We start from the raw sequence: 18,270 nt of genomic DNA, 5'->3' as shown, positions 1-18,270 counted from the left end.
GCCCGCAACCGCTCGCGCGGCGCTGACCGAAGCCCATCAGCCTCCCTCGAGCCGCTCACCAACGTGTCGCACGTTGATCGCTGGCCTGAGGCCGTCATATGCGCTACAGTTTAGATAAATTCTAAAGTGAGCAATGTGCCATGATCCCCGGCCTTTCCAGCCGCCGCAATTTTTCGGACCTTTCTGAAAAGGAAGTGCTCGCCCTCGCCATCTCCGCCGAGGAGGACGACGCGCGAATCTATGCCGACTACGCCGAGTTGATCCGCCAGGAATATCCTGCATCAGCTCTTGTATTCGATGGCATGTCCCAAGAAGAAAGCGAACATCGCCGGCGGCTGATTGCAGAGTTCGAGCGACGCTTCGGGACCCACATTCCTCTCATTCGACGGGAGCATATCGCTGGCTTTTATGTCCGCCGGCCGGTGTGGCTCGTCAAGAATCTCGGCATCGAGCGGATTCGCGAAGAGATCGGCAAGATGGAGGAGGATTCCGCCCGCTTCTATCTGGAAGCCGCAAAGCGGGCCAGCGATACGGGCACACGGCTACTCCTGGGAGATCTTGCCCTCCAGGAGCAAATTCACGAGGCGAAGGCCGAGGAGCTTGAGGCCGCGAACCGGCCTGACGACGTGAAGGCTGAAGAAGAAGGGAAGGCGCGCCGCCAGTTCGTGCTCACCTGGGTGCAGCCGGGCCTTGCCGGCTTGATGGACGGCTCGGTCTCCACCCTCGCCCCGATTTTCGCGACCGCCTTCGCGACCCAGAGTTCCCAGACCACACTTCTGGTGGGCCTTGCTGCGGCGGTCGGCGCGGGCATCTCCATGGGCTTCACCGAGGCGGCGCATGACGACGGGGTGATTTCGGGGCGCGGCTCCCCTGTCAAGCGCGGCATCGCCTCCGGCGTGATGACCGCCGTGGGTGGTCTCGGCCACGCCTTGCCCTATCTGATCCCGGAGTTCTGGACTGCCACCGCGCTCGCGGTCGTTGTGGTGTTCGTGGAATTGTGGGCGATCGCCTGGATCCAGAACAAATATATGGAAACGCCGTTCGTGCGGGCAGTGTTTCAGGTGGTGCTCGGCGGCGCGCTGGTGCTCGCCGCCGGTATCCTCATCGGCAGCGGCTGAGCGATATTCCGCCGCTCCGTTCGCACCATGCGCAGCGACGGCTCAATGCATTCGCTCAACCGCGATTGCCGTGGCTTCGCCGCCGCCGATGCAGAGCGCAGCGACCCCCTTCTTCAGGCCGTGACGCTCCAGCGCATGCAGCAGCGTCACGATTAGCCGCGCCCCGGTGGCGCCGATGGGATGGCCGAGCGCGCAGGCGCCGCCGTTCACGTTCAGCTTGTCACGGGAAATGCCGAGGTCGCGCTGCGCCGCCATGGCGACGGCCGCGAACGCCTCGTTGATCTCGAACAGGTCGACGTCGTCCACGCTCCAGCCGGTTTTGGCGAGCAGCTTTCGGATCGCCGGAATGGGTGCCGTGGTGAACCAGGCGGGATCCTGGGAATGGGTGGCGTGCGCCTTGATCTCGGCCAGGATCGGCAGGCCTTCGCGTTCGGCGATCGAGCGGCGGGTCAGGATAAGGGCGGCCGCACCGTCGGCATTGGCCGATGAACTCGCCGCTGTGATTGTGCCGTCCGCGCGGAACGCGGGCTTGAGGCCGGGAATCTTCTCCGGAGAGACCTTCAGCGGGTTCTCATCGTCCTCCACCAGCACATCGCCGGCCTTGCCCTTCAGCACATAGGGCGCGATCTCGGCTTTGAAGTCTCCGTCGGCGATGGCGCGCCGGGCGCGGGTCAGTGTCTCCACCGCGTAGGCGTCCTGGTCGGCACGGGTGAATTGATAGGCCTGCGCCGTCGCCTCGCCGAAATCGCCCATGGGCCGACCGCCCTCATAGGCATCCTCGAGCCCGTCGAGCAGCATGTGGTCGAGCACCTGGTCATGGCCGGCGCGATAGCCGGCGCGGGCCTTCGGCAGGAGGTAGGGCGCATTGGACATGGATTCCATGCCGCCGGTCAAAACGATCTCCGCCGAGCCGGCGGCGATCAGATCGTGCCCCAGCATCGTTGCTTTCATGCCGGAGCCGCACACCTTGTTGATGGTGGTGGCGCCGGTGGCGTCGGGCAGGCTCGCGCCGCGGGCGGCCTGACGGGCGGGCGCCTGGCCCTGGCCTGCCGGCAAGACGCAACCCATCAGCACCTCGTCGATGCGATCGGCAGTGAGGCCGGAGCGTGCAAGCGCAGAGCGGATGACATGCGCCCCGAGCTGTGGGGCCTGCACCGGCGCCAGCGCGCCAAGGAAGCGACCGAGGGGGCTGCGGACGGCGGAAACTATGACGATTGGATCTGCGGGCATGGGACTGCCTCCGTTGTGAAGCGGGTGATTATTGGGCTGGCACCGAAGCAAGGGCCGTTTCCGGTCCCTGGCGGCGCAGGGTCACCAGCAGCGCTGCTGCGATCAGGCACAGCGCGCCGGCGATGAAGAACGCGGGCAGGTAGTTCGCGAGCATTGTGCGGGAGAGGCCGGCGCCGAAGGCTGCGGCCGCCGCGCCGATCTGGTGGCCGGCGAAGATCCAGCCGAACACGAGGTTCGCCCGCTCGCGGCCGAAGTGCTCGGCTGTTAGCTTCACGGTGGGCGGCACGGTGGCCACCCAATCGAGCCCGTAGAACACGGCGAATACCGACAAGCCGTAGAAGGTGAAATCAGAAAACGGGAGATAGAGCAGGGAGAGCCCGCGCAATCCGTAATACCAGGCGAGCAGCCAGCGATTATCGTAGCGGTCGGAAAGCCAGCCCGAGCCCACCGTGCCGATGAAGTCGAAGGCGCCGATCAGCGCCAGCATGCCGGCCGCCTGCACCTCAGGCACGCCGAAATCCGCGCACAGGGGAATGAGATGGGTCTGAATCAGGCCGTTGGTGCTTGCACCGCAGATGAAGAAGGTGGCGAACAAAATCCAGAACACCCGGCTTTTGGCTGCAAAGCGCAGGGCGTCGAACGCGGCAATTGTCACTGAACGGGGCGGGGAGGCCGCTGCGCTCGGGGGGCTCGTGTCGCCATAGGGGGAAAGGCCGAGGTCGGAAGGGCGGTCGCGCATCAAAGCGAGCACCATCAGGGCAGCGACCCCTAGCATCATGCACAGCAGTATCAGAGCGATGCGCCAACCATAGAGCTCGGATAGCACCGCGAGCGCGGGCATGAATATCAATTGCCCGGTCGCCGAACTGGCGGTCAGCAACCCCACGACGAGGCCGCGCCGGTGGGAGAACCAGCGGGTCGCAACCGTCGCGCCCAGCACCAGGGCGGTCATGCCGGTGCCGAAGCCCACCACCACGCCCCAGGTGAGGATCAATTGCCACACCTCCGTCATGGCGAGGGAGGCGAGCAGCCCCGCGCTCACGAGGCCGAGCGAGCACAAGACGATGCGACGTAAGCCGAAGCGGTTCAGCAGCGCGGCCGCGAACGGCCCCATCAGGCCGAACAGCAGCAGGCGCACGGCCATGGCGGCGGAGATTTCTGACGTGGACCAGCCGAATTCGCGCTGCAGCGGCAGGAGCAGAACACCCGGCGCGCCGACGGCGCCGGCGGCGCTGAGCATGGTGAGGAAGGTGACGCCGGCGACCACCCAGCCATAATGAATGTTGCGCGCGGCGAGAAAGGCTGCGAGCCGGTTTGACAGCATGAATCTCTCCGCTGCGCATCGGCGCATGGTTCGGCGGAATTAATAATGACGAGCGTCATGTTTGATTTTAAAGTACGTGCATCATGATTAAAGTCAAGGCGACCGCGAAGATGCCGGCGTGGTCGGAGCTGGAAGGCATGCAGGACGGGAGGGGCAGGCGATGAAAGTTTCAAAGGAAAAGGCGGCTGAGCACAGGGCCGCCATCATCACCGCCGCATCGCGCCTGTTTAGAGAACGGGGCTTTGACGGCGTGGGGGTCGCCGAAATCACCCGCGCCGCCGGCCTCACCCATGGCGGCTTCTACGGGCATTTCGCGTCGAAGGATGCGCTCGCGGCCGAGGCCTTCGAGGACGCCTTCGCCGGGAGTCTCGCGCGGATCGCCGCCCGCTCTGGGGCGGATAGCGGGGGCTTGCCGCGCTATCTCGGCTCATATCTCTCGACACGTCATCGCGATGCCCCGCGGGATGGCTGCCCCATGGCCGCAGTGGCAACCGAGGTGACGCGCCAGGATTCCCAGGTGCAGGCGGGCTTCGCCTCGGGGATCGCGGCCTATATCGCCGCCTTCGAAGCCCTTCTCCCGATCCAAGAGAGTCCCGCCGCGCGCCGGGGGCGGGCGATCTTGATGGTGTCAAGTCTCGTTGGCGGCATGGCGCTGGCGCGGGCGGTTGCGGAGTCCGATGCCGCGCTGTCGCGCGAGATCCTCGACCGCCTCCACGGGCAATTGCTTGCCCTGTCCGGAGAGGGCGGCCAACAGGCCTGACCGTCGCCGTGTCGGCTCTTCTGCGCGCAGCCCGGGCCGCCGTATGAGACGTCCCCGCGGGGTTCCTGCCGACGCCACAAAGCAGCAATAAATACCACAAGCTTTTGATTTCAACAGCTTAGCTTCACAAATCATTAAGCTCGACGGCCCCCACCCATGGACGGGCGGGGGCCGCGCCGTTACAATGGCCCCTCAAAATGGAGGCGCATGGGCGGTCGATTTTGCGGGATGCACCACGGCGGCCAATGTCGCGAAACATTGCCCCTTGCGCGGCTGCGCTCCGTGGGTCTCGCCTTCCCGGCCGAATGTTGCGCGGGTGCCTCGTCGCGTTTTTCGTCGCGCCGCTTGCCGTCGCGCCGGCCCGAGCCCAGACTCCGGCCCAGCCTGCCCCCACCCAACCTGCATCTTCGGACGACGGCGCCACATTCTTCGACCGGGCCATGGCCTGGTTCGATCCCGATCGCGCGAAGGCGGATGCACCGGCGCCAGATGCGGTGCCTTATAGCGTCACGTTCGAGGTCACGGGCGACACCTCCGTGCGCTCCAACGTATCGGACGCTTCCAACCTTGAATCCCTGAAGCGCAACGCGCCCTCGGGTGCGGCCGGGCTGGTGCGGCGGGCGCTTGCCGACCGCGATCGCATCATCGCCGCCCTGTATGCCCAGGGCTATTATGCGGGAACTCTCGACATCAGTGTCGCCGGCCGCGCGCCCGATGCGCCGGACGTGTTCGCGGCGGTGGATGCGGCCCGCGCCGCCGGTCCCGTGCCGGTGGTGGTGCATGTGGCCACCGGGCCGCGCTTCACCTTCGGCACGATCCAGGTGTTGGATGCCGCGACCAAAAAACCGCTCGCCGAGGCGCCCCCGGCACGCCGCCTGCGCCTGATCGCGGGGGAGCCGGCGCGCTCGACACTCGTGCTGAGTGCCGAGAACACCATCATTTCGACCTTGCGTGACAGCGCCCATCCCTTTGCCAAGGTGGTGGGCAAGGATGTTGTGGCCGACCACGCCGGCCAAATGCTCAACGTTACCTTTTATGTTTCGCCCGGCCCGGTCGCGAGCTTCGGCCCGTTCACCGTTTCCGGCACCAAGACCCTCAAGCCGGAATTCGTTTCGGAGCGGATCGAGATCCGCCCCGGCGAGCCGTTCTCGCCCGGACGGCTGGATGCGTTGCGCAAGCGGCTGCTCACCTTCGAGATCGTCGGCGGCGTGCGGTTCAAGGAGGCGGAGCGCCTCAACGCGCAGGGCCAATTGCCCATCGAGGTGGAGATCAGCGAGCGCGAGCCGCGCTATGTCGGCTTCGGCGCCAAATATTCAAATACCGATGGCTCGGCGGCCAATGTGTTCTGGGGCCATCGCAATCTGTTCGGCGGCGGCGAGACCCTGCGGCTCGACGGGCAGGTGTCCTGGTTCGGCAAGGAGCCGGACTCCGTGCCCAATGCCGATCCGTTCGGCTATCGCTTCGCCGCCACCTTCATGAAGCCGGGCATCATCACGCCGAACGACGACCTCGTTGCCCAGGCCGCGATCCTGCGCGAGGTCACCAATGCCTATGTGCGCCAGGGCGAAACCTTCTTGGGCGGCATCCGGCATCGCTTCGACGATCAGCTGAATGTTCAGGTGAGCGTGGATCTGGAGCAGTCGCAGGTGGAGAACGCCATCGGCCTGCGCGATTACACCATTGTCGGCATTCCGGTGGATGCCAATTACGACTCCACCGATTCCCTGCTGGACGCCTCGCGCGGCATCCGCGCCAGCGCCACCATCGAGCCGTTCGCCATGTTCGGCCAGTCCGGCGCCGGGCCGCTGCTGATGAAGGGCTCCATCGCCACCTATCATGCGCTGGACGAGGACAAGCGCTATATCCTGGCTGGGCGGGTGCAGGCGGGTTCGATCCTCGGCGCGGATTTCTATGACGCGCCACCCCAGCGCCTGTTCTATGTGGGCGGCGGCGGCTCGCTGCGCGGCTATGATTATCAGTCGGCGAGCCCACGCGATGCGTTCGGCGATATCATCGGCGGGCTCAGCTTCTTCACCGCGTCCGTTGAAGCGCGCATCCGCGTGACCGACACCATCGGCATCGTGCCCTTCCTCGACATGGGCGCGGCCTTTGCCTCGGAGACGCCGGACCTCTCGGAACTGCAATATGGCTATGGCATCGGCCTACGTTATTATACCGCCATCGGCCCGATCCGCCTGGATCTGGCCTTCCCCGTGAACCCGGAGGTCGCCGGCACCCATTACGGCCTCTATGTCAGCCTGGGGCAGTCCTTCTGATGGCTATCATGCGCCGCATCCTCCTCGGCGCCGCGCAAGCGGTGGCGATCCTCCTGGTGGCGGTCATCGCCTTCGCGCTCATGGCTTTCGGCGCGGTGCAGACGCCGCCCGGTAAGGCTTTCTTGGCGCGGCTCGGCTCCGAACTGGCCTCCACTGGCGGGATGCGCGTAACGCTTTCGGGCCTCACGGGCTTCGTGCCCGGCGACATCGCTCTTGCACGGGTCGAACTGGCCGATCCCTCAGGCACCTTCCTGGAGCTTGAAGACGTGCGGGTGCGTTGGTCGCCGCTCGCCCTGCTGTCGGGAACCGTGGACGTCTCCCTTATGGAGGCGGCGCGCATGAACGTCCTGCGCGCGCCCGACCTGCCGCCCCCCGCCGAACCCGTCCCGCCAAGCTCGGGCAATGGCTTTGCGCTGCGCGTGATCGTCGACCGGCTTGCGCTCGCGCGGATCGACCTGGCCGAGCCGGTGCTCGGGCGCAAGGCGCAATTGCAGTTCGAGGGCGGCGTGCGGCTGATGGAGCCGGCAAAGGGCATCTCGCTGCAATTCGACCTGGAGCGGCGCGACGAGCCGGGCTCGGTCGCGGGTACGATCCGCTATGTGCCCGAGGGGCGCAGGCTCGATCTCGATCTCACCGCCCGTGAGCCAGCCGGCGGCCTCGTCGCCCGCATGGCGGCGCTGGAGGGCCTGCCGCCGCTCGATGCCCAGGTGAAGGGCTCCGGACCGCTGGAGAATTGGCGCGGCACGCTCAATGCCACCGCAGGTTCGGTGCTGCACCTCGACGGCACGGCCGAGATCGTGGCGCAGGGCACGTCCCATCTCGCAACGCTCGCGATGACCGGCGACCTTGAGAAGGCGCTGCCCGCATCCTTCGCGCCGCTGTTCGCGGGACGCACCGAGCTGTCCGGGGCCGTGCTGGTGGACCCCGCGCTGACGACCCTCTCGATCCGCCGCTTTGCGCTGACCACTGCTGGCCTCAAGGCCAATGTGGGGGGCACGCTGCAGACCGCCGAGGGCACGGCGGACCTCACCTTCTCCGCGACCGCCGGGAACGCAGCGAGCTTCTCTGCCTTATTGCCTGGAATCGGCTGGACGGCCCTCAAGGCGGATGGCACCGTTGCCGGTCCGCTGGCCGCGCCGCGCGCCGATGTGAGCGTTTCCGCGCAGGGGCTCACGGGCGCCGGCTATGGCGCGCAAGGCTTCACTTTGCTCGCGCGCACTACCGACGACGGCAAGGGCGGCCTCAATTTCCGCGCGGACGGGACGGCGGAGGGTCTTTCCGCCGCTGATCCTTCGGTCGCCAAGGCGCTCGGTCCGCGCGGGACATTCTCCGCCGCCGGCATCCTGCCCCGGACCGGCGCGGGGGAACTGCACGATCTGGCGGTGGCACTCACCGGCCTCGACCTCACATTTGCGGGACGCGCCGGCACACAGGATATCGACGGCACGCTGCACATGCCGCGCCTTGACCTTGCGACCCTCGCCCCGCTCGCCGGCCAACCCTTGCGCGGCGTGGTTTCCCTGGATGCGCAGGTCAAGCGCACGGGGGCAAACGGCGCCACAGCGCTCACCCTCACCGGCACCTCACGCGAGGTCGAGACCGGCATTGCCGCTTTGGACGGGCTCGTTGGCGGTGCGGCGCAGGTGGCGGGCGGCCTGTCCTATGCGCAGGACGGGGCGCTGACGGTCCAGGATCTGAAGCTCGACGCCACCGGCCTCGCGCTCGCCGTCAATGGCAAGGTGGATGCCCGCGCCGCCGATCTCGTCGGCGACCTCACTTTGCGCGACCTCGCGCGGCTCGATCCGCGCCTGGAAGGGCAAGCGCAAGGGCGAGCGGGCTTTTCCGGCAATCTGACTGCGCTGAACGTTCTTGCCCGCCTCTCGGTGGACCGGGGCAAGGCCATGGGGCAGCCGATCGAGGGGCTCACCGTGGAGGCGGACCTGCGCGATCTCACCGGTCGCCTCGGCGGCACGGCCCGCCTTGCGGGACAGGTGGGCGGCAAGCCGGCACGCGGAGCGGCCACGCTCTCAACCGGCGCCGACGGTAGCCGCGCCCTCACCGGCCTTGATATCGCCGTGGGTTCGGTCAATGCCCAAGGTGCTGTGACGGCCACCCCCGGCGGGCTCCTGACCGGGCAGATCGCCATCTCCGCCGGGAACCTCGCCGATATCTCCGCTTTCGCCCTCACCGAACTTGCCGGCAAAGCCGATGGTACGCTCGTGCTGGATGGGGCCAGCGGCACGCAGCAGGTCGCGATCCGGGCGGACCTCGACAATGTGATCGCCGCGGGCCAGTGGGTGCAGAGCGCGCGCATCGATCTCGCGCTGGCCGATCCGCGCGCGGGGACGGGAAGCCTTCGGGGCAATGTGGACGCCACCGGCATTTCGGCGGGCGCGCTGCAGATTTCACGCCTGCGCCTCGTCGCCAGCGAGGCCGGCGGCGCCACCGCTCTGACCTTGAATGCCGATGCCCAGGGCGCGACCATCGTCGCGGCGGGGCGGCTCACCGCGAGCGCGCAGGAGCAGAGCTTCCGCCTGGAAAATCTGCGCATCACCCGCACCGGCACCAATGTGACACTCTCCGCTCCGGCCACCTTCACCCTGCGCGATGGGACAATTGCCATCGATCGCCTCGCCCTTGCCACCGGCGGTGGGAGCGTGAGCGTGCAGGGCAGCGCCGGGGATACTCTCGACCTTGCGGTGGATATCCGCGCCTTGCCGTTGGCGCTGGCAGCGCTCGTCGATCCTGCGCTGAACCTGTCCGGCATGCTGAACGGCAGCGCCCGAATCACCGGACCCGCCGCCGCGCCGTCCGGGCGCTACGATCTTTCGGTGCTGCGGGCCACCAGCCCCGATATTACGCGGGCGGGCGCCGGGCCGTTCGATTTGCGGGCCAATGGAACGCTGGATGCCGGGCGCGCCCGCATCACAGCCACCATCACCGGCCCTTCGCTCTCCGGGGTCGCCATCACGGGTACGGTGCCGATCCAGGGCGATGGCCTTGATCTTTCCATGCGCGGCACCATCTCGCTCGCGGTTGCGAATGCGATCCTCGCCACATCAGGCGCGCGGGCGCAGGGCACCGCCACGGTGGATGCCACCTTGCGCGGCAGCCTCGACGATCCCCGCGCCGGCGGCACGGTGCGCATTGCCGGCGGCCGATATGAGGATGCGGTCAATGGAGTGACTTTGGATCGCATCCAGGCGGTCATCACCGGCACGGATCGTTCGGTTACGCTCTCGTCATTCCAGACGGCGACGCTCAATGGCGGCTCGATCCAGGGCACCGGCAATGTGACGCTCGATCCCCGCGCCGGGTTCCCTGGCCGGCTCGACCTCACGCTGAACAATGCGGGCCTCGTGAACAGCGAGATCGTTCGCTTCGTCGCCGATGGGCGGCTCGCCATCGGCGGCGCATTCGCCATTCGCCCAACCATCGGCGGCCAGATCAATGTGCGGGCACTCGACATCACCATTCCCGACCGCCTGCCGGGCGGGGCGCGGGCGCTCAACGTGCGGCATGTGAACGTGCCGCCTGGCAAAACCTTCACCGTGCCCCCGGCGCCGCCGACACGTCCGGGGCAGGGGGGCGCGCGGCCCCCGGCCTTCCTCGCCAGCTTGGATCTTGCCGTGACGGCGCCAAACCGCGTGTTCGTGCGCGGCATGGGCATGGATGCGGAGCTATCTGGAAATCTCACCGTGCGCGGCACCAGCGCGGCGCCCGTGACCGTTGGCGGCTTCGAGCTGCTGCGTGGGCGCTTCGACATCATCGGCCGGCGGCTGGATTTCACCCGCGGCCGGGTGACCTTCAACGGCACGACCGACCCAGACCTCGATTTTGTCGCCGAGAGCACGGCCAATGAGGTGACAGCCCGTGTCACCATCTCGGGCCGCGCCTCGCGGCCCGAGATCACCTTCTCCTCAACACCGACCTTGCCGCAAGACGAGGTGGTGGCGCGCCTGCTGTTCGGCCGCTCGGCCGGACAGCTCAGCGCCGGCCAGGCCTTGCAGGTGGCGCAGACGGTTGCGACCATGTCGGGCACCGGATCGGCGGCGCTCAGCAGCCTGCGCCGTTCGCTCGGGGTGGACAGCGTGGACGTGGGGACAAACGCCGAGGGAACAGGCGGACAGTTCGGTATCGGCAAGCGCCTCAACGACCGGATCTATCTCGGCGTGCGGCAGGGCACCACATCGGGTTCGAGCGCGGCGACGATCGACATCGACATCACCCGGAACATTCGCCTGCAGGGTGCGACCGGTGCCGATGGCGGCACCGAAGTGGGCATCGGCGCGCAGTGGGATTATTAGCGCTCCGGCGCTCCTCGACGGCGTTGGTGGAGGGCCGCGCCCGAAAGGTCTTGCCGGAACCTCAGGCGTGGCCGGCTTCGCTCGAGAGCATGCCGGGGTCGATGCCGAGCTTGCGTAAGGCGAGATCGTATTTGGTCTCGACTCTCTCGCCGAAGATCAGGTCCGGATCGGCCGGGCAATGCAGCCAGCCATTGGCCTGGATCTCGGTTTCGAGCTGCCCTGGCGCCCAGCCGGCATAGCCGAGCGCGAGCACGGCGCTATGCGGCCCGGTGCCGCCGGCAATCGCTTTGAGAATGTCCAGCGTCGCCGTCAGGCAGATGCCGCCGTCGATCGGCAAGGTGGAGTTCTCGATGAAATAATCGGACGAGTGCAGGACGAAGCCGCGCCCTGTCTCAACCGGACCGCCGCGCAAAACCTTCACGGCGCCCGCGCGCGGCGGAAGAAGAATGCGGGCATCCTCCGGCACCACGTCGAGTTGCACCAGCAGATCGGTGAAATTGATGTGCGCCGCCGCCTGATTGACGATGATGCCCATCGCGCCCTCGTTGGAGTGGGCGCAGACATAGATCAGGGTGCGGGAAAAGCGCTCGTCCTGCATGGACGGCATGGCAATGAGCATCTGCCCGTCGAGAAAGTCCGGCGGGTCGCCGAGGGAAAGGGTCTTGCGATCGACCGTCATGCCTACAGCCTAACCCGACCCGCCGGATTTGAAAACGGTGAACCGGGCGTCAACGCTGCCACATTGGCGCAGGCGCGGCTCACGTCTTTGTGCCCTGACAGGAATGTGCGCGCGGGCCCTTTGCGCTGACACGCGCGAGGCTGTACGCGCAAGGGCATGAACGTGATCCGCCTCCCCTCTGTCTTCCTCGCCCCGGCACTCCTTCTGGCGCTCCTGGCCCTGTCGGCCCCGGTTGCGGCGGCCGAGACACCCTGGGTTCGCGCCGAGAATGCCGATGTGCGGCTGATGACCGGGGCGGTGGCGGACGGAATCGTGGAGGCCGGAATCGAGATCCGCCTGGCCGCGGGATGGAAGACCTATTGGCGCTATCCCGGCGATAGCGGCGTGCCGCCCCGGTTCGATTGGACCGGCTCGCGCAATGTGGCTCAGGTGGATGTGTCCTTCCCGGCGCCCAAGCGCTTTTCCGACGGCGCGAGCGGCTTTTCCATCGGCTACAAGAGTGGCAGCGTCATCTTCCCGCTGCGGGTGAAGCTTGCCGAGCCGGGCAAGGCGGCGCGGCTCGACCTGTCGCTCGACTTCGCCGTCTGCGAGGCGCTGTGCGTCCCGGTGCACGCGCAGGCGAGCCTCGATGTTCCCGCCGCCGGGGAGGGGCCGAGCGCCGTGCTCACCGCGGCCCGCGCCCTGGTGCCGACGCCGATCACCCTCGGTCCAGGCCCTGCGCCGGCGCTGCTTGCCGCCGAGGTGGTCCCGCAGGAGGCGCGGCCCGTGGCGTCCGCACCGGGAACGCCGGAGGGGCCGGCTCCGCTGCTGGTGGTCACCGCAACGGTCGGCTCGGAGAAGGCGGACCTGTTCGTCGAGGGGCCGGACAATAGCTGGGCTCTGCCACTGCCGACCCGCGCCCTCGGACCCAATGGGGAGGCGCGCTTCACGCTGGAACTGGATGGACTGCCCTCTGGCGAGACCTGGGAAGGCAAGCAGGTGCGCCTGACCCTCGTGGACGGCGGCAAGGCGGTGGAGACGATGGTACCCCTCAAGGGGAAATGAAGCCGAGAGCCGTCATCGCGACTTTCATCGGCCGGAAATCTGCCTATTCTGCGCCGCATTCGGCGGAATAGCGCCGAAATGTGCGGAGAAACCACCCATGGCAATCCAAGTCGGCGATACCCTGCCCACGGCGACCTTCCGTGTTTCCACGGAAGACGGTCCGGTGCCCAAGAGCACCGACGACATCTTCAAGGGCAAGCGCGTGGTCCTGTTCGCCGTTCCCGGCGCCTTCACCCCCACGTGCCATAAGAACCATCTGCCGGGTTATGTTTCCCGCGCCGACGAGATCAAGGCGAAGGGCATCGATACCATCGCGGTCGTGGCGGTGAACGATCCGTTCGTCATGGGCGCGTGGGAAAAGACCTCCGGCGCCGAAGGCAAGATCGTGTTCCTCTCGGACGGCAACGGGGAATTCTCGCGGGCGCTGGACCTGACTTTTGATGGCTCCATGGCCGGCCTCGGCGTGCGCTCAAAGCGCTATTCCATGCTGGTGGAAGACGGCGTGGTGAAGGCCCTCAATGTCGAGGACGTGCCTTCCAAGGCGGATGTCTCCTCCGCGCAGACCATGCTTGGCCAGCTCTGACGCGGCAGCGGCAAAGATCCTCAAGATTCAGCCCTCCGGCACGTCCGGGGGGCTTTTTTACGCGATGATGTCGGGGAACAACTCGTCTTCCAGGTGGGAAATCCGGTCCTTGAGCTGGAGCTTCCGCTTCTTCAGCCGCTGAATCTGCAGGACGTCGGAGCCTGTCACCGCAGTCAGCGCATCGATGGCGGCATCGAGGTCCCGATGTTCTTGCCGCAAGCGCTCCAGCAGCAATCTCAGCTCCCTTTCCTCGTCACTGGTCATGCCATATCCGTTGCGGTCTGAGCTGCTCCCTCTCGAATACCGCACCGTCTCCCCAAGCCGCAAGCCGCACGGCGCCGCAGGCTGGAAAGAGACCAAAATTACCCGGTCGACTCTTTGCCGCCTCCATGACAGACTGCCCTTCGTTGCAGACAGGGAGACGAAACTCATGTCCGTCCAGTCGCACCTCGAAGAGCTTCAGCGTCGTCACGCCGCTCTTCAGACGGCAATAGAACGTGAACTGCATCACGCCGCTACCGACCCGCTCCGGGTTGCCGAACTCAAGCGCCGCAAATTGCTGCTCAAGGATCAAATCACCCGCCTGCGTGGCGAGGCGACGGTCCATTAATCGGAAATCAGTGTGATAGGCGGGCGTGGTGAGGTGTGCTCTCCGCGTTGGGGCGCTATCGGCAGAAAGCCGTGGTGCGTCGGGTGCTTTGCGGGCGGCGGTGGGTTCCATCCGTCGGTAAAACCCACTAAGCCGACGCCATGGCTCCACCGCTGATCTCGCTTCAAGACGTCCATCTGCGCTTCGGCGCCACCCCTCTGCTCGACGGCGCGGAAATCTCCGTGTCGCCGGGGGATCGGCTGTGCCTCGTGGGGCGCAATGGGTCGGGCAAATCGACCCTGCTCAAGGTTGCCGCCGGCCTGGTTGAGGCCGACTCTGCCGTGCGCTTTTTCCAGCCCGGCGCAACCGTCCGCTATCTGCCGCAGGAGCCGGACTTTTCCAGCTTCGCGACCACCCTTGCTTACGTCGAGGCCGGCCTCGGGCCGGGCGATGAAGACTATCGGGCCCAGTATCTGCTGGATCAGCTCGGCCTCACCGGCAATGAAGACCCGGCGAACCTTTCCGGCGGTGAGGCGCGCCGAGCCGCTTTGGCGCGTGTGATTGCGCCGGAGCCGGACGTGTTGCTGCTGGACGAGCCGACGAACCATCTCGACCTGCCCGCCATCGAATGGCTGGAAAGCGAGCTGAAATCGCTGCGGTCAGCGCTGGTGGTCATCAGCCACGACCGGCGGTTCCTGCAAAATCTGTCCCGCGCCACCATCTGGCTCGACCGGGGCACCACGCGCCGGCTGGACCAGGGCTTCTCCAGTTTCGAGGCTTGGCGCGATCAAGTGCTGGAACAGGAAGAAACCGACCGCCACAAGCTCGACCGCAAGATCGTCGCGGAGCAGGATTGGCTGCGTTATGGCGTCACCGCCCGACGCAAGCGCAATGTGCGGCGCCTCGGGTTGCTGCAATCCATGCGCACCGATCGGCGCGACGAGCGCCGTGCCCAGGGAAACGTGAAGATCACCGTCACCGAGGCCGAGACCTCCGGCAAGCTGGTGATCGAGGCCAAGGGAATCTCCAAGGCCTATGACGGCGTGCCGATCGTCACCGATTTCTCCACCCGGATCGTGCGCGGCGACCGGATCGGCATCGTCGGCCCCAATGGCGCCGGCAAGACCACCTTGCTGAAGATGCTCACGGGCGAGCTGGCCCCGGACAGCGGAACGGTGCGGCTCGGCGCCAATCTGGAAATCGCCTCGCTGGACCAGAAGCGCGCGGCGCTCGATCCCAACACCACCTTGCGCGACGCTTTGACCGGCGGCGGCAGCGATCAGGTGCTGGTGGGCGGGGTACCGAAGCACGTGATGGGCTATCTTAAGGACTTCCTGTTCACGCCCGACCAGGCCAATTCGCCTCTGTCGGTGCTGTCGGGCGGCGAGCGGGGGCGGCTGATGCTGGCCCGCGCCCTGGCACTGCCATCCAACATGCTGATCCTCGACGAGCCCACCAACGACCTGGACCTGGAAACCCTCGACCTGCTGCAGGAGATGGTGGCGGACTATCCCGGCACGGTCATCCTGGTCAGCCATGATCGTGATTTCCTGGACCGCACGGTCACCAGCGTGATCGCGGCGGAAGGGGCCGGCGGGTTCACCGAATATGCCGGCGGTTATGCGGATATGGTGAACCAGCGCGGCCATGGGGTGCAGGCGAAGGAAAAGCGCGGGGGCGCAGGCGGTTCTGCGAAATCGGCGAGCAAGCCCGCCTTAGGTCCGGCGGCCAACGCCGGTGGGGAAGGGACCAAGCGGCGGTTGACCTTCCACGAGAAGCACGCGCTGCAGACGCTTCCCAAGACCTTGGAGAAGCTGCGGGCGGAGGCGGACAAGTTCGGCGCCGTCCTGTCCGATCCGATCCTCTATGAGCGCGATCCGGGCTCCTTTGAGCGCACCTCGGCCGCGTTGGCCAAGGTGCAGAAGGAACTGGACGCGGCCGAGGAGGAATGGCTGCGGCTGGAAATCCTGCGCGAGGAACTCGACGGCTGAAACTTGCACCGTCATCTCAACCGGGCGCGCCGGCATGTGTCCGATGCGCCCGCGCGGCCCATGAAAAGGGGCGGGGAGGGGTGAGGTCCAGGCGGACGAGACCTGTCCGGCGGAGGCGAGCCGGCCCCTCCCCGAGCGCGCATCGTCTGCGCGCAGGGGAATTTCTGTCGCACTCAGTCCGGCAGCACCAGGCGGCCGGCGGCGTCGAAGGGGAAGAAGGGATTGTGCGCCACTTCCCAGGCATGCCCGTCGGGATCGGTGAAATAGCCGCTATAGCCGCCCCAGAACACGCGCTGCCCCGCCTTCACCACCGTCCCGCCGGCCGCCTGCGCGGCCGCGAGGGTGGCGTCCACCTCGCCCTCGCCGGCGACGTTGAAGGCGAGCGCGATGCCGGAAAATCCGCCGGTCCCAGTGTCCGCTTGCATCGCGTCGGCGGCAAGCGCCGGCCGGGGGAACAGGGACAGCACGGCCCCGCCGGCATCGAAGAAGGCGACGCCCTGCGTGCTCCGGTCCCGCCGCGCAAGGCCGAGGGTTTCATAAAAGGCGATGGCGCGGGGAAGATCGGCCACCCCCAGCGTCACCAGATGCAGGCGAAGCGGCGGCGCACTGGGACGTGCGGCGGAGGGGGCAGCGGACGCCATGGTGGATGCGGTCATGAGCCTGGCCTCATTCGAACAGCGACAATTGCTCGCCTACCTGCGTGGCGCGCTTGAAATGTTCGGTGGTCAGCTTCAGGCCGCGCCCCACGAGACCGAGCCGGCGGGCGGCGATCTCGAACCGGCGGCCGATGGTCCAGGCATAGGGGCCTTCCCCCCGTCCGCGCTTGCCGAAGCCGGAATCATAATCCTTGCCGCCGTGCATCTCGCGCACCAGCGACATGATGTGGCGCGCTTTCTCCGGGAAATGGGCGGCCAGCCACTCGCGGAACATGTCGGCGATCTCCAGCGGCAGGCGCAGCGTGACATAGCCGGCCTCAATGGCGCCGGCCGCCTTGGCGCTGTCGAGAATGCGCTCGATCTCCATGTCGTTGAGCGCGGGGATCAGCGGAGCGGCGAGCACGGCGGTGGGAATGCCGGCATCGCTGAGCCGCCGGATGGTCTCCAGCCGCCGCGCCGGGCTCGCCGCGCGCGGTTCCATCAGGCGTGCCAGCTTGGGATCGAGCGTGGTGATGGAGATCGCCACCTTCACCAAGCCGCGCTGGGCCATGGGGGCGAGGATGTCGATGTCCCGCGCCACCAGGCCGGACTTGGTGACGATGCCCACGGGATGGCCGAAATCGCGCAGCACCTCCAGCAAGCGCCGGGTCACCTGGTATTGCCGCTCGATGGGCTGGTAGGGGTCGGTGTTGGTGCCCATGGCGATGGTGCGCGGGGTATAGGTGCGATGCATCAGCTCGCGCGCCAGCAATTCCGGCGCGTCCGGCTTGACGAACAGCTTGCTTTCGAAGTCCAGCCCCGCTGAGAGCCCGTGATAGGCATGGGTTGGCCGGGCGAAGCAATAGATGCAGCCGTGCTCGCAGCCGCGATAGGCATTAATGGAGCGGTCGAAGGCGATGTCCGGAGAGGTATTGCGGGTAATTACCGTGCGGGCCCGCTCTTCCACCACCTCGGTGCGGAAGGCCGGCAAATCCTCCAGGCTTTCCCATCCATCGTCGAACAGGATGCGGGCAGCGGGCTCGTAGCGCCCCGCAGCGTTGGAGACCGCGCCGCGCCCTCGGCGTCGGGCCTTGTCGACCCGGGCCAGCGGGTCCGCGTCCACCGCCGTGACCATGTGGTCCGGCACCCCGCGGGGCGCCGCGATCGGGGCCAGATCTGCTACCGCGGCTTCCGCTTCGGCACGCGCGTCGGCCAAGGCGGCGACCCGCAAAGCCCGATCCGAACTCAGGCGGCCGATAATCGGGTCGTTTTTGTTGCTTTTTTTTGTCGCGGAACCGACGGAACGCCTCGCTTGCGCCCGAGGCGGACGCGGCTGGATGCCGGCGGCCGGGGCGTCGGCGGAAGATGCCGGAAGGGCAGAATCGCGCTGAAAATCCATGATTTGATCGTACGCGAACGCGCGAACAAAACAAGAACATTTCTCCTCGCTCAGGGCGCGGTTTTTGATCTTGAACCTTGTCGTATCTGGTATATTGTCCACCAGCGCGAGTTGCCACAGAAGCCCTTCTCCGCTAAAGGGCCAAGGCCACCGTAAGCTGAGGGGAAACGCCAATGGCCGAGCACGGCACGATTGAATATCTGACTGCCGAGGGCAATGATTACGCTGAGCATGCCCGGACGTTTACGCTCTTCACGCAGCTCACGAAATACGGCGCGATCACGGTAGCCGTCATCCTCGCCCTCATGTGGATTTTCCTGCTCTGAGTCACGCAC

The 18,270-nt window shown here is 66.8% G+C and carries 15 protein-coding genes; 9 read left to right on the top strand and 6 right to left on the bottom strand.

Features of this window, described 5'->3' with window-relative positions; all coding sequences use genetic code 11:
* The first annotated feature begins 140 nt into the window (after nucleotides 1-140).
* A complete protein-coding gene (mbfA, locus tag V5F77_RS21955; protein WP_429007482.1) occupies nucleotides 141-1,118 on the top strand; it encodes an iron exporter MbfA in 978 nt (325 codons plus the stop codon).
* A gap of 42 nt (nucleotides 1,119-1,160) precedes the next feature.
* On the opposite strand, the gene V5F77_RS21950 is transcribed toward mbfA, so the two are convergent.
* Together V5F77_RS21950 and V5F77_RS21945 are read right to left on the bottom strand one after the other, a co-directional pair.
* Nucleotides 1,161-2,348, bottom strand: a complete 1,188-nt coding sequence (locus V5F77_RS21950; RefSeq protein ID WP_429007481.1) for a thiolase family protein — start codon at nucleotides 2,346-2,348, stop codon at nucleotides 1,161-1,163.
* 28 nt (nucleotides 2,349-2,376) lie between these two features.
* Complete coding sequence (locus V5F77_RS21945; protein WP_429007480.1) at nucleotides 2,377-3,672, bottom strand: MFS transporter; 1,296 nt, start codon at nucleotides 3,670-3,672, stop codon at nucleotides 2,377-2,379.
* Nucleotides 3,673-3,832: 160 nt separating this feature from the next.
* Between V5F77_RS21945 and V5F77_RS21940 the strand changes: the two genes are divergently transcribed.
* The 3 genes from V5F77_RS21940 (at nucleotide 3,833) to V5F77_RS21930 (ending at nucleotide 11,015) form a co-directional block, all read left to right on the top strand.
* A complete protein-coding gene (locus V5F77_RS21940) occupies nucleotides 3,833-4,432 on the top strand; it encodes a TetR/AcrR family transcriptional regulator (protein ID WP_429007479.1) in 600 nt (199 codons plus the stop codon).
* Nucleotides 4,433-4,872: 440 nt separating this feature from the next.
* Nucleotides 4,873-6,708, top strand: a complete 1,836-nt coding sequence (locus V5F77_RS21935; RefSeq protein ID WP_429007478.1) for an autotransporter assembly complex protein TamA — start codon at nucleotides 4,873-4,875, stop codon at nucleotides 6,706-6,708.
* An 8-nt stretch (nucleotides 6,709-6,716) separates the two neighbouring features.
* Nucleotides 6,717-11,015 carry a translocation/assembly module TamB domain-containing protein gene (locus tag V5F77_RS21930; protein WP_429007477.1) on the top strand — a complete coding sequence of 1,433 codons (4,299 nt, stop codon included), beginning with the start codon at nucleotides 6,717-6,719 and terminating at the stop codon, nucleotides 11,013-11,015.
* 61 nt (nucleotides 11,016-11,076) lie between these two features.
* On the opposite strand, the gene V5F77_RS21925 is transcribed toward V5F77_RS21930, so the two are convergent.
* Nucleotides 11,077-11,694, bottom strand: a complete 618-nt coding sequence (locus tag V5F77_RS21925; RefSeq protein ID WP_429007476.1) for a YqgE/AlgH family protein — start codon at nucleotides 11,692-11,694, stop codon at nucleotides 11,077-11,079.
* Between the two features lie 156 nt (nucleotides 11,695-11,850).
* Here V5F77_RS21925 and V5F77_RS21920 point away from each other — a divergent pair, with 156 nt between their 5' ends.
* Nucleotides 11,851-12,738 carry a protein-disulfide reductase DsbD domain-containing protein gene (locus V5F77_RS21920; protein WP_429007475.1) on the top strand — a complete coding sequence of 296 codons (888 nt, stop codon included), beginning with the start codon at nucleotides 11,851-11,853 and terminating at the stop codon, nucleotides 12,736-12,738.
* A 97-nt stretch (nucleotides 12,739-12,835) separates the two neighbouring features.
* Complete coding sequence (locus V5F77_RS21915) at nucleotides 12,836-13,321, top strand: peroxiredoxin (protein ID WP_429007474.1); 486 nt, start codon at nucleotides 12,836-12,838, stop codon at nucleotides 13,319-13,321.
* Between the two features lie 57 nt (nucleotides 13,322-13,378).
* Here V5F77_RS21915 and V5F77_RS21910 read toward each other — a convergent pair whose 3' ends face one another.
* Nucleotides 13,379-13,585: a YdcH family protein gene (locus V5F77_RS21910; RefSeq protein WP_429007473.1), complete on the bottom strand. Its 207-nt coding sequence runs from the start codon at nucleotides 13,583-13,585 to the stop codon at nucleotides 13,379-13,381.
* Between V5F77_RS21910 and V5F77_RS21905 the strand changes: the two genes are divergently transcribed.
* Complete coding sequence (locus tag V5F77_RS21905) at nucleotides 13,506-13,931, top strand: YdcH family protein (RefSeq protein ID WP_429007472.1); 426 nt, start codon at nucleotides 13,506-13,508, stop codon at nucleotides 13,929-13,931. The genes V5F77_RS21910 and V5F77_RS21905 overlap by 80 nt on opposite strands.
* 140 nt (nucleotides 13,932-14,071) lie before the next feature.
* Nucleotides 14,072-15,901, top strand: coding sequence for an ABC-F family ATP-binding cassette domain-containing protein (locus V5F77_RS21900; RefSeq protein WP_429007471.1), 1,830 nt, complete (start codon nucleotides 14,072-14,074; stop codon nucleotides 15,899-15,901).
* Nucleotides 15,902-16,074: 173 nt separating this feature from the next.
* Here the strand turns inward: V5F77_RS21900 and V5F77_RS21895 are convergent, their stop codons facing one another.
* Both V5F77_RS21895 and V5F77_RS21890 read right to left on the bottom strand, forming a co-directional pair.
* Entirely contained in the window at nucleotides 16,075-16,557 is a 483-nt protein-coding gene (locus tag V5F77_RS21895) for a VOC family protein (protein WP_429007470.1), read from the bottom strand.
* A gap of 10 nt (nucleotides 16,558-16,567) precedes the next feature.
* Nucleotides 16,568-17,671: a PA0069 family radical SAM protein gene (locus V5F77_RS21890; protein WP_429007484.1), complete on the bottom strand. Its 1,104-nt coding sequence runs from the start codon at nucleotides 17,669-17,671 to the stop codon at nucleotides 16,568-16,570.
* A 437-nt stretch (nucleotides 17,672-18,108) separates the two neighbouring features.
* Here V5F77_RS21890 and V5F77_RS21885 point away from each other — a divergent pair, with 437 nt between their 5' ends.
* Nucleotides 18,109-18,261, top strand: a complete 153-nt coding sequence (locus tag V5F77_RS21885) for an aa3-type cytochrome c oxidase subunit IV (RefSeq protein WP_429007469.1) — start codon at nucleotides 18,109-18,111, stop codon at nucleotides 18,259-18,261.
* The last annotated feature ends 9 nt before the right edge of the window (nucleotides 18,262-18,270 follow it).

Source organism: Roseixanthobacter psychrophilus (genome assembly GCF_043195195.1).
Taxonomy (GTDB): Bacteria; Pseudomonadota; Alphaproteobacteria; order Rhizobiales; family Xanthobacteraceae; genus NCEH01.
The sequence above is the reverse complement of the archived record's forward strand: the minus strand, read 5'-3'. Positions and strand labels throughout refer to the sequence as shown.